Origin of the sequence: Niveispirillum sp. (genome assembly GCF_017996735.1) — a bacterium.
Classification (GTDB): domain Bacteria; phylum Pseudomonadota; class Alphaproteobacteria; order Azospirillales; family Azospirillaceae; genus Niveispirillum.
In genome coordinates, this window is record NZ_JAGOGJ010000185.1 from 1 (window position 1) to 10170 (window position 10170).

General features: G+C 70.0%; 13 protein-coding genes. 11 read left to right on the plus strand and 2 right to left on the minus strand.

Translation table 11 applies throughout. From position 1 onward, the window contains the following. On the minus strand, window positions 1–1456 hold a 1456-nt coding region (locus tag KBA48_RS30360), incomplete at its 3' end, for a secretin N-terminal domain-containing protein (protein ID WP_292912429.1). 214 nt (window positions 1457–1670) lie between these two features. Here KBA48_RS30360 and KBA48_RS30365 point away from each other — a divergent pair. Genes KBA48_RS30365 through KBA48_RS30415 form a run of 11 tightly spaced genes read left to right on the plus strand, consistent with a single transcriptional unit; the run spans window position 1671 to window position 9774 of the window. Then, window positions 1671–3359 carry a GspE/PulE family protein gene (locus KBA48_RS30365; protein WP_292912430.1) on the plus strand — a complete coding sequence of 563 codons (1689 nt, stop codon included), beginning with the start codon at window positions 1671–1673 and terminating at the stop codon, window positions 3357–3359. 5 nt (window positions 3360–3364) lie between these two features. Continuing rightward, window positions 3365–4555 (plus strand): type II secretion system F family protein, encoded by a 1191-nt coding sequence (locus KBA48_RS30370; protein ID WP_292912431.1) that lies wholly within the window; start codon window positions 3365–3367, stop codon window positions 4553–4555. Continuing rightward, the gene (locus tag KBA48_RS30375; protein ID WP_292912432.1) at window positions 4539–4970 is read left to right on the plus strand and encodes a GspH/FimT family pseudopilin; all 432 of its coding nucleotides are present in this window, start codon (window positions 4539–4541) and stop codon (window positions 4968–4970) included. Before KBA48_RS30370 ends, KBA48_RS30375 begins: the two co-directional genes overlap by 17 nt. Continuing rightward, the gene (locus tag KBA48_RS30380) at window positions 4957–5343 is read left to right on the plus strand and encodes a prepilin-type N-terminal cleavage/methylation domain-containing protein (protein ID WP_292912433.1); all 387 of its coding nucleotides are present in this window, start codon (window positions 4957–4959) and stop codon (window positions 5341–5343) included. Before KBA48_RS30375 ends, KBA48_RS30380 begins: the two co-directional genes overlap by 14 nt. Further along, window positions 5340–5948, plus strand: a complete 609-nt coding sequence (locus KBA48_RS30385) for a prepilin-type N-terminal cleavage/methylation domain-containing protein (protein ID WP_292912434.1) — start codon at window positions 5340–5342, stop codon at window positions 5946–5948. Before KBA48_RS30380 ends, KBA48_RS30385 begins: the two co-directional genes overlap by 4 nt. Beyond that, window positions 5932–6729, plus strand: a complete 798-nt coding sequence (locus KBA48_RS30390) for a hypothetical protein (protein ID WP_292912435.1) — start codon at window positions 5932–5934, stop codon at window positions 6727–6729. Before KBA48_RS30385 ends, KBA48_RS30390 begins: the two co-directional genes overlap by 17 nt. Beyond that, window positions 6726–7649: a PilN domain-containing protein gene (locus KBA48_RS30395; protein WP_292912436.1), complete on the plus strand. Its 924-nt coding sequence runs from the start codon at window positions 6726–6728 to the stop codon at window positions 7647–7649. Before KBA48_RS30390 ends, KBA48_RS30395 begins: the two co-directional genes overlap by 4 nt. Further along, window positions 7636–8193: a type II secretion system protein GspM gene (gspM, locus tag KBA48_RS30400; protein WP_292912437.1), complete on the plus strand. Its 558-nt coding sequence runs from the start codon at window positions 7636–7638 to the stop codon at window positions 8191–8193. The genes KBA48_RS30395 and gspM overlap by 14 nt, the downstream gene beginning before the upstream one ends. Beyond that, window positions 8190–8570 carry a hypothetical protein gene (locus KBA48_RS30405; protein ID WP_292912438.1) on the plus strand — a complete coding sequence of 127 codons (381 nt, stop codon included), beginning with the start codon at window positions 8190–8192 and terminating at the stop codon, window positions 8568–8570. Before gspM ends, KBA48_RS30405 begins: the two co-directional genes overlap by 4 nt. A gap of 29 nt (window positions 8571–8599) precedes the next feature. Continuing rightward, entirely contained in the window at window positions 8600–9055 is a 456-nt protein-coding gene (gspG, locus tag KBA48_RS30410) for a type II secretion system major pseudopilin GspG (protein ID WP_292912439.1), read from the plus strand. Beyond that, window positions 9052–9774 carry an A24 family peptidase gene (locus KBA48_RS30415; RefSeq protein ID WP_292912440.1) on the plus strand — a complete coding sequence of 241 codons (723 nt, stop codon included), beginning with the start codon at window positions 9052–9054 and terminating at the stop codon, window positions 9772–9774. The genes gspG and KBA48_RS30415 overlap by 4 nt, the downstream gene beginning before the upstream one ends. On the opposite strand, the gene KBA48_RS30420 is transcribed toward KBA48_RS30415, so the two are convergent. Next, a partial coding sequence (locus KBA48_RS30420; protein ID WP_292912441.1) for a cupin domain-containing protein occupies window positions 9764–10170 on the minus strand: 407 nt, incomplete at its 5' end. The two genes, KBA48_RS30415 and KBA48_RS30420, sit on opposite strands and share 11 nt — an antisense overlap.

Consider the following 10170-nt stretch of genomic DNA (forward strand, 5'->3'; position numbering starts at 1 on the left):
CCGTGGCATTGTTCAGGGTGAAACCGCCCTGTACATCACCGCCATCACCCCGGAAGAAGCTTTGCACGCCATAGCGCAACTGGTCGTTCAGCGTCACCTCGGCAATCGTCGCCTCGATCAGCACCTGTGACGGCGACACGTCCAGCTTGCGCACCGCCTCGCCCACAATCTCCGCCTGGGCGGCGTTGGCATGGACCAGGATGGCGTTGTTGGCGGGATCGGCGATGATACGCAGCCCGTCGGAGCCACCGCCGCCGCTGCCTTCATCCTGCACAGGGGCGGCGCCGCCGGCATCGGCGGCGATGGCGGACAGGCGCGCGGCACCGTCACCGCCCGTACCCACCGCATTGCCCTGCGTGGTGGACAGGGTGGCCAGCGGCCGGCCCGATGGCACGGGGCTGCCCGTGCCCGCCACAGCCCCGCCGAACAGCCGGTTCAGCAGATGTGAGACCTTGCCCGCGTCTGCATTGGTCAGGCTGAACACATGCAGGCGCGGCGTGTCGGCCCCGCCGCCATCCAGCCGCCGCACCCATGCCGCCGCCTGATCCAGCGTGCCGGCATCGGCCGCGATGACCAGCACGGCGTTCAGCCGGTCCACGGGCAGCACGCGCAGCGACCCGTCGCCCTGTTCGGCATCCTGGCCCAGGATGGTCAGCAGTTCGCGGGCCACCGGCGCCGGCCCCGCCTGGGTCAGCGGGAACAACCCCACCGACCGCCCCGCCATCCAATCGACATCGAAGCCGCGCAGCAGTTCGGCGGCCGCCAGCCGTTCCGGCGCCGGCCCGCTGACCAGCAGCAGGCCCAGGCGTGGTTCCGCCGTCACCGTACCATTCTTCACCAGCGGCGCCACCAGCGCCTGGGCCACATCCGCCTGGATATGGCGCAACGGCAGGACGGAGACCGCCTGTCCCGGTGTGGCCGGCGTGGCAAGGCCCAGCGTGCGGGCCGCCCCCGCCGCCGGGACCACGGCGATGCCACCATCACCGGTGCGCAGCAGCGCCGCCCCCTGGCCCGCCAGCACGGATTCCAGCAGCCGCACCGCCTCACGCGGGGAAAGCGCCCGCCCGCTATCGATACTGACCAGCCCCTGCAATGACGGGTCCACCGAATGCGGCAGGCTCAGCATATCGCCCAGCACCGCATCGACGACGGCGGAAACCGGTGCATCGGTGAAGCGCAGATGCAGCGGCGGGCCGGGCGGCAGGGATAATTCGTCGGCCGTCACCGCCACGCGCGGACCATTGCCCTTGACGATGACCGGGGCCGGGGTCGCCGCACCCGCCACCGGGTCGGCGGCTTGCGGCACACGGCCCTTGCTGCCCGCCAGCGACAGGCCCAGCCTTTCCAGATCCAGCGTCGGTTTGGGTGCGGCCGCCTGCTTATCCGCGCAGCCGGACAGCAGCAGCAGGGCCAACAGGGCGCTGGTGGTGGCAGGCAACGGATATGTGGCTTTCATGGTCGTCCTGGCGGATAAAAACGCGCCGGCGAAAATGCCGCCCCTCCTGTAACGAAGACAAGAATTATCTGGGCTTGTCATCAATCCGTAAAGATTACCCATTTTGCCCCGTCCATTTGTCACAATTCTGTCAGATAACCGACGCCAACCCATTGCTGAATTAAGTCATACTGATGTCGTCTCTGTCCGTGCGGGCATCTGGTTATTTCGGGTCATGACGATATTGGACATGCTGTCGGCGGGACTGCGTATCAGCGAGGGCGACCTGCCCCGGGCCGAGGCGGTGGCACAGGCCGATGGCCGTCCGCTTGACCTTGTGTTGCTGGAATTCGGCCTGATCACGCCGCAGGATCGCGCGCTGTTCCTGGCGCGGCGCCATGGGCTGCCGCTGTTGCGGGCGCAGGCGCTGCCCGACGCACCGGCGGGGCTGGCGCCCCTGTCGCCCGACTGGCTGCGCCGTCACCGGCTGCTGCCCGTACTGGCCGATAATGATGGTGTGCTGCTGGCCGCCTGTGACCCGGTGGATGAAGCCATCCGTCAGCATGCGGAAATCGCCCTGTCGCAACCGGTGCGCCTGGGCTTCATGCCCGTCCCGGAATGGGAGGAACTGTTCCAGGACCGTCTGGGCGGGGGACGCAGCACGCTGGACAGCATTGTCGGCGATGCCGGCGACCATCATCACGGGCATGAGGATGACGCCGTCGACCGGCTGAAGGATCAGGCCAGCGAGGCGCCCGTGGTCCGGCTGGTCGCGCATGTGATCGACGAGGCGGTGAAGGCCCGAGCCTCCGACATTCATATCGAACCGTTCGCCGATACGCTGATCCTGCGCTACCGCATCGACGGTGTGCTGCATAACCGGCCGCCGCCGCCCCTGTCCCTGGCCCGCGCCATGGTCAGCCGCATCAAGATCCTGGCCGGCCTGGACATTGCCGAACGCCGGTTGCCACAGGATGGGCGCGTGCGCCACCGCATGGGGGCACGGTCGGTCGATCTGCGTGTGTCCACCCTGCCCACGGTGCATGGGGAAAGTGTGGTCATCCGTGTGCTGGACGGGTCCATCGGCGCCATGGAACTGCCGTCGCTGGGCCTGTCTGCGGATGACGAAGTGACCTTGCGCCGCATGATGGCCAATCCGCACGGTTTGGTGCTGGTCACCGGTCCCACGGGCAGCGGCAAAACCACGACGCTCTACGCCGCCCTGCGTCTGGTCGATGCCGCCACGCGCAAGGTGCTGACGGTGGAGGACCCGGTCGAATATCAGATGGCGCGGGTCAATCAGGTACAGGTGCATCCCGCCATCGGCCTGGATTTTGCCGCCGTCCTGCGTTCCATGCTGCGCCAGAACCCCGATGTCATCCTGGTCGGCGAAACGCGCGACACCGAAACGGCCGATATCGCGGTGCAGGCGGCCCTGACCGGCCATCTTGTCCTGACCACGCTGCACACCAACAGCGCCGCCGGCGCCGTGACCCGCCTGATGGAGATGGGGGTGGAACCGTTCCTCATCGCCTCCACCCTGCGCGGGGTGGTGGCGCAAAGGCTGGTCCGTCTGCTCTGTCCGCATTGCAAGCGGGAACACCCGGCCGATGATGCCGCCATGGCGGCCCTGCGGCAGGCGGGATTGCTGTCGCCGGGCGAACCCGTGCCCGCCCTGATGCATCCGGTCGGCTGCGGCCGCTGCGGGGGCACGGGCTATACCGGTCGTGCCGGCATCTTCGAGATGCTGCGCCTGGATGAAGGGATGCGCCGTCTGATCATCGATCGTGCGCCCACGGGCGTGATCGAGGGTGCGGCGCGGGCCGCCGGGTTTCACACCCTGCGCCGCGACGGTCTGGCCCGCATGCTGGCCGGCCAGACCAGTTTTGCCGAAATCGCGCGTGTGACAGAGGCGGGGGACTGACCCCCATGCCGGAATTCACCTATACCGCCCTGGATGGCAGCGGCATCGAGCGCAGCGGCCGCATGGAAGGGGCCAGTGACGCCGCCATCCTGGACCGGCTGCGCGGCCAGGGCTGGCATCCCGTGCGCGTCGTCCCGGTGCCCGCCCGCCGCTTGTCATCGGCGGGGCCGGGTACGGATGATCTGCTGCTGGCCACCCGTGAACTGCGCCTGTTGCTGCGCGCCGGTTTGCCGTTGGAACGCGCCTTGTCGCTGCTGGCCGGCGGACTGGCGCCGCCATCGCTGCGGCCCCGGCTGGTGCGGGTGCTGGACCGGCTGCATAATGGATCGGGGCTGGGCAACGCGCTGCTGTCGGTGGGCGGTTTCCCGCCGCTTTATGCCGCCATGATCCGGGCCGGCGAAGGGGCGGGCGCCCTGGATCTGGTGCTGGAACAGCTTTGCCTGCTGCTGGAACGGCAGCGGCGGGTGACCCGCGCCGTTACCTCCGCCCTGATCTATCCTGCCGTGCTGTGCGTGGTTGCGGTCGGGTCGCTGCTGCTGCTGCTGCTGTATGTGGTGCCTCAATTCGCGCCCCTGTTCGCCAACACGAAAAAGGCGCTGCCGGCGGCGACGGAACTGGTTCTGGCCTTGTCCGCCTTCACCCTCAATTGGGGCGATCTGGCCCTGGCCCTGCTGCTGTGCCTGGGGCTGGGCGGCTGGCTGCTGCTGCGCCGCCCGTCGCTGGCGCCGTGGCGCGACCGGATGATCCTGCGCCTGCCGCTGCTGGGACCGCTGGTCACCATGGCGGGGGTGGCGCGGCTGGCGCGCGGCCTGTCGGTGCTGCTGCGGGCCGGGGTGGGGCTGCCGCGTGCGCTGGAGCTTTCCGCCGCCATGGCGGGCAATGGCGTGCTGGCGGCATCGGCCCTGTCCATGCGCGATGCGGTGCGCGATGGCAAGCCGCTGACGGCGGGCCTGCCCCCCGGCCACCCTTTGCCCGATCTGGCCGTCACCCTGATCCGGGTGGGCGAACAGTCGGCGCGACTGGCGGAGGTGACCGAACAACTGGCGGAGATGTTCGAGGATAAGCTGGAAACCGCAATCAAGCGCTTCCTTTCCCTGTTGGAACCGGCGCTGATCCTGCTGCTGGCCCTGTTCGTGGGCGGCATCGTCGTTTCCATCCTGATGGCCCTGGTCTCCATCAATGAACTGGCCTTCTGACCGCTACCGGCGGCAGGCCGGCTTCACGCTGCTGGAAATGCTGGTGGTCCTGCTGCTGCTGGGGCTGGCCACGGCGCTGGTGGCGCCGCGCCTGGGGCTGGGCGGTGCGGCCCTGGATGCCGATGCCCGCGCCCTTTCCATCGCCCTGTCGGATGCGCGCGAACAGGCGGTGCGTACCGGGGAACCGGTCATCCTGACCCTGGACCTGGCGGCACCCGGTGGCACCCTGCCGGCAACGGCCGGCCTGTCGGTCACCGGCGATGCGGCATTGATGCAGGGCAACACCGCCCGCCTGCTGTTCCTGCCCGATGGCAGCAGCAGCGGGGCGGAAATCCGCCTGCGCGGCAAGGGTGGGGGCGAACGTGTCCTGCAACTGGACTGGCTGACGGGAAGGGTGCGCCATGACGCGAACTGATGCCCAGGCCGGTTTCACCCTGCTGGAGGCGATGGTGGCGCTGATGCTGCTGGCCCTGGTCCTGGCCCCTGCCTACAGCCTGCTGTCGGGCGGCGGCCGGGCGGCCCGCGCCGTGGACCGGCGGGCCCAGGCCCTGGCAGTGGCGGAGGCACAATTGGCCGCCCTGTCCGCCGAACGCCGTCTGGTGCCCGGCACCTATCCGGGCGAAGGTGGGGGCTACCGCTGGACCCTGACCGTGACCCCGCGCAGCGACGGTCCCTTTGACGGGGCCGCCGCGCGCGGCATGGCGGCCTACCGCGTCACCATCGATGTGGCCGACCGTGACGGCCCCATCCTGGACCTGTCCAGCACACGTCTGGTGGCCGCGCCATGAAACAGCATCAAGCCGGCTTCACCCTGCTGGAAGCGCTGGTCGCCCTGGTGGTTCTGGGTCTGGTGATGACCGTGGCCGCCGCCGCCATGGGCACCCTGGGCACGGCGCGCGCCCGCGTCACCGACATTGCCGACCGGGCCCAGCAACTGGCGCTGGTGCGTGATGTGCTGCGCCGTCAGGTGTCGCGCGCCCTGCCGCTGACCGATGCCGGGGATGACACCTATATCCTGACCGCCGCTGCGGACCGGCTTGTCTTCCCCCTGGCCGACGCGCCGTTGCCTGGCCGGGGCGGGCTGGCCCTGGCGGAACTGATCATCGACGGCAACCGCCTGCTCTATGCCCAGACAAGGGCGGATCATCCCCGGTATCAGACGGTGCTGGCGCAGGGGGATTTCAGTTTCCGCCTGTCCTATCGCGGCGATGACCCGCGTCAGGGCTGGGTGCCCGACTGGCCCGACCGGCGGCGCTGGCCCCGCCTGATCCGCCTGGATGTGACGGCGGCGGGGCGGGAAATGCCGTCCATCATCGTGCCCGTGCGCGCCGATACCGACCGGGGCTGTGTCCTGGCCCTGGGGGAGGGGTTCTGCCGTGACCATCAACCGTGATCCCCGCGCCGACCAGCGCGGCATCGCCCTGCCCATGGCTTTGTGGGTCGCCATGGCGCTGGCGCTGCTGTCCGCCGGCATCGCCGCCACCGCCGGTCAGGCCACCCGCCGCCAGGGGAGTGCCGATCAGGTGGCCGTCGCCCGCGCCCTGCTGGATACGGGCGTCAGCCTGGGCACCATGCTGGCCGTGCATCCCGATCCCGCCCGCCGGCTGGCCGCCGATGGGCGTTCCGTCACCCTGGATGAACCGGAAGGCACCGTGACCCTGACCCTGTGGGATGAAGCCGGCCGCATGGACCTGAACCGCACGCCGACCGACCGTATCCTTGCCGTGGCCGCCCGCCTGCTGCCGCGTGATCAGGCAGCCGCCCTGTCCGCGGCCCTGATGCAACGCCGGCAGGCCCGCGAACCCTGGCACAGCGTCATGGAACTGGGCGCCCACCTGTCGCCCCCCGCCTTCGCCAGCCTCTATCCAATGCTGACGGTGCATGCGCCCGCGATGGGGGAGGGGCTGGTCAACCTGCGCGCCATGCCGCCGGCCCTGCGCGCCGTCTGGCCCGGCCTGCGTGATGACATGGCGGACCCGGCCGGCCTGGGTCTGGCCACATCCGGCCCGCCGGCCAGCCTGTTCACTCTGCGTGTCACGGCCCGCACATATCAGGGGGCGGTGGCCAGTGCCGAGGCCGTAATCTGGATCACCATCCAGGGAACCCGCGCCTTCCGCATCCTGGAATGGCGCGAACCCGCCCCCGCCCTGGCCGGAGAGGGGACATTGTCATGACCGGAACCATCGACAAGGCCCGCCGCATCACCGGCTGGTGGCTGGACCGCACAGGGGCGCTGCTGCCGCCCTGGCTGCTGCGCTCCGGTCCGGTCCCTCTGGTCCGGCGATTGACGCCGGCCGGGCTGCAACCGGCGGGCAAGGGGCCCTGGCACCTGCTGTTGCAGGATGTGCGCCCGCTGACCCTGTATCAGGACCTGCCCGCCGCCGCCCGCCCGCATCTGCGCCGGCTGGTGGGGTTGCAACTGGGGCACTGGACGCCGCTGACCGCCGAAACGGCCTTGTTCGACGCCCGTGTCGACAGTACCGGGGCCAATGGCGCCCTGCATGTGCGCATCGACCTGCTGCCGCGTTCCCGCATCGCGCCGGCGCTGGCGGCGGCAGAGGCTGCCGGCCTGCCCCCGCCGCTGGCGGTGCGGCTGGACGATGCCACCCTGCCGCTGGGGGACCCGCCCGCCCGCCGCCTGCCGCCCCGCCTGCTGCTGCTGTTCCTGCTGCTGCTGGTCCCGCCGCTGGTCGCCGCCATCCTGCAGGAAAGCCACCTTTCCAGCCTGCGCACGGAGGTGGCGGCTGGTGCGATGGAGGCGGATCAGGCCCGCGCCCTGGGCCAGCGGGTGGCCCGCCTGCGCCGCGACACGCTGGCCGCCGTCACCGCCCGCCGCACCGCGCCCAGCCAGTTGCTGTTGCTGGAACGGCTCAGCCGCGTGCTGCCCACCGACAGCCACCTGACCGAATTGCGGGTGGAGGGGGGGCGTGTGCATCTGCTGGGCTATACCGGCGACGGCACGGCCCTGCCATCGCTGCTGGATGCCGACCCGATGGTCGAGGATGTGCGGATCGAGGCGCCCGTGCTGCGCGCCGGGCCCCAGGGCGACCGTTTCCACCTGTCTTTCAGGGTAAGCACCGATGCCCCCCCTTGAAACCATCCTGGTCCACCCCATCCTGTCGCGCCGGCTCTATTGGGGACTGAACACCCTGCTGGCCCTGGCGGCCCTGCTGTTGCTCTGGCCGCTGGCGGGGCTGCTGCTGGACCAGCGGGCGGAAATCCGGTCGCTGGAGATCCAGCGCGCGGCCCAGGCCCCCCTGGCCGCACGGGCGCAACGGCTTCTGGCTGAACAGGCATCACTGGTGGCGCTGGAGGGTTTGCCCGCTGACTACCTGTCGAGCGACAGCGCCGATCTGGCCGCCGCCAGCCTGCAAAGCCTGCTGGCCCAGCAGGTGCAGGCGGCGGGCGGGCAGGTGATCAGCACCCGCGCCGCGCCCGCCGATGATCCGCAGGTCGCCGTGCGCCTGGACGCCACCGTCACCCATGCGCAGTTGCGGAACCTGCTTCACGCGGTGGAGGGCGGGCAGCCCCGCCTGATCGTCACCGACATGGACCTGCAGGCAGGCCAGGGCGGGGAAAGCCTCTCCCTGTCCCTGACCGTCACCGGCCTGCGCCGGGAGGGGGGAGGGGTCCCATGAAAGCCATTCTGACCGCCCTGCTGCTGCTCCTCATCCCCCTGCCGGCCCTGGCCCAGGATGAAGCGGGATTTGCCCTGCCGCCCTTGTCCGACCTGACAACCATGGTCGAACGCCCGCTTTTTGTGCCGTCGCGCCAGGGGTCCACGGCCCCAACGCCCCCCGGCAAAAGCGGGGCCACCGACCGCCGCCTGATCGGCATCGTGAAGCGGGGCGGGCAGGGGGCGGCCCTGCTGCTGCTGGACGGCACCCCCCGCACGCTCACCCCCGGTCAGGTGGTGGCGGACTGGCGCCTGACCGCCGTTGAACCGGGGGCCGCCCTTCTGTCCCACGCCGATGGGCGACATGTGCGCCTGACCGTTGGACAGGCGTTGCCATGACCCCTTTCCGTTTTTGCAAGGACATTCCCATGCCCGATCGTCCCCCCCTCCGCCCGCGTCACGCGCGACAGGCCGGCTTCACCCTGATGGAAATGCTGGTGGTGCTGGTCATTATCGGCCTGTTGCTGGGCCTTGTCGGCATGCGGCTTCTGTCCAATGTCGACCGGGGCAAGGTCACGGCGGCCACGGCGCAGGCCCGTGTGCTGAAAACCGCCTTGGACACGCTGAACCTGGATATCGGCCGGTTCCCGACCAAGGCGGAGGGCCTGTCCCTGCTGGTCACCCCGCCCAAGGACGGGTCCGCCGCCCGCCGCTGGATGGGCCCCTATCTGGAAGGCGGGGTGCCCAACGATCCCTGGGACCGCCCCTATCTTTACGAACCGGACGAGAACGGCCGCGCGGTGCGCGTCGTGACCCTGGGGGCCGATGGCAAGCCGGGCGGCAGCGGGGCCGATGCCGATATCAGCGTGCCGGGCACCCCGTGAGCGACCCGCTACCCCTGTTCTTTGCCCTGACCGGGGCCTGTTTCGGCAGCCTGACGGCCGCCATGGCCTGGCGCCTGCCGCGCGGGGTGACGGTCTGGGGCCGTTCCGCCTGCCCGTCCTGCGGTCATGTCCTGGGGCCGCTGGACCTGATCCCGCTCCTGTCCTGGCTGTTGCTGCGCGGCCGCTGCCGCCATTGCCATACCCCGGTCAGCGCCGCCTATCCGCTGATCGAGGGGGGGACGGCGCTGTTCTGGACCCTGTGCGCCCTGCTGCTGCCCGATCCGGTCCTGGCCCTGACCGTCTCGCTGCTGGGCACCTGTCTGCTGTTCCTGGCGCTGGTCGATGCGCGATGGCGCTATCTGCCGGATGCCGGTGTGCTGCTGGTGGCGCTGCTGGCGCTGGTGCCGGGACGGATGGACGTGATCGACAGCCTGTCGGGCGGCCTGACCTTCGGGTTTCTGGCCCTTGGCGTGCGCTGGCTGGTCGGCCGCCACCTGGGGCGGGAGGCGCTGGGCCTGGGTGATGTGAAGCTGATGGCGGCGGCGGGCCTGTGGCTGGGGCCGTTCGGCCTGCCGCCGTTTCTGATCCTGTCGGGCCTGACCGGCATCGGGCAGGTACTGCTGCTGCGGGCGGCGGGGCGGCAGACGTCGGACGGCGTGCCCTTCGGCCCCGCGCTGTCCCTGTCGCTGCTGGCCTGTGTGCTGCTGCCTATTCCTTGACGGGCTTTTTCGGCGGTTTGGCCGGTTCGTTCACCATCAGCGCGCGGGTCAGGGCGGGTTCCGGGCTGGAACAGACCGACAGGGTCCGGCATGGGCCGTCACTTGCTGCCAGATAGGCATGGCCCATCGTGCTGTCCAGATAGATGCTTTCCCCGGCCTTCACGATGGTGGGGGCGTAGAATTCGGTATGAAGCTCGATGGCACCTTCCATAACATAGATGAACTCCTCCCCCGGATGGCGGACCAGGGCGCCGAACTCCTCCATGGTACGGGCGCGATGTTCCACCATGATGGGGATCATCTTCTTATGCGTGATGTCGGTGTTCAGATAGCGGTGACGGTAATTCTTGGTGGGGACCAGCGCATCCTCCCCGCGCTCGCGGTCGATGCTGCGCC

Bases quoted from the DNA above. Each gene is read 5' to 3' on its own strand.
- KBA48_RS30365 (WP_292912430.1), top strand. From the start codon at position 1,671: ATGACGATATTGGACATGCTGTCGGCGGGACTGCGTATCAGCGAGGGC.
- KBA48_RS30370 (WP_292912431.1), top strand. From the start codon at position 3,365: ATGCCGGAATTCACCTATACCGCCCTGGATGGCAGCGGCATCGAGCGC.
- KBA48_RS30375 (WP_292912432.1), top strand. From the start codon at position 4,539: ATGAACTGGCCTTCTGACCGCTACCGGCGGCAGGCCGGCTTCACGCTG.
- KBA48_RS30380 (WP_292912433.1), top strand. From the start codon at position 4,957: ATGACGCGAACTGATGCCCAGGCCGGTTTCACCCTGCTGGAGGCGATG.
- KBA48_RS30385 (WP_292912434.1), top strand. From the start codon at position 5,340: ATGAAACAGCATCAAGCCGGCTTCACCCTGCTGGAAGCGCTGGTCGCC.
- KBA48_RS30395 (WP_292912436.1), top strand. From the start codon at position 6,726: ATGACCGGAACCATCGACAAGGCCCGCCGCATCACCGGCTGGTGGCTG.
- gspM (WP_292912437.1), top strand. From the start codon at position 7,636: ATGCCCCCCCTTGAAACCATCCTGGTCCACCCCATCCTGTCGCGCCGG.
- KBA48_RS30405 (WP_292912438.1), top strand. From the start codon at position 8,190: ATGAAAGCCATTCTGACCGCCCTGCTGCTGCTCCTCATCCCCCTGCCG.
- gspG (WP_292912439.1), top strand. From the start codon at position 8,600: ATGCCCGATCGTCCCCCCCTCCGCCCGCGTCACGCGCGACAGGCCGGC.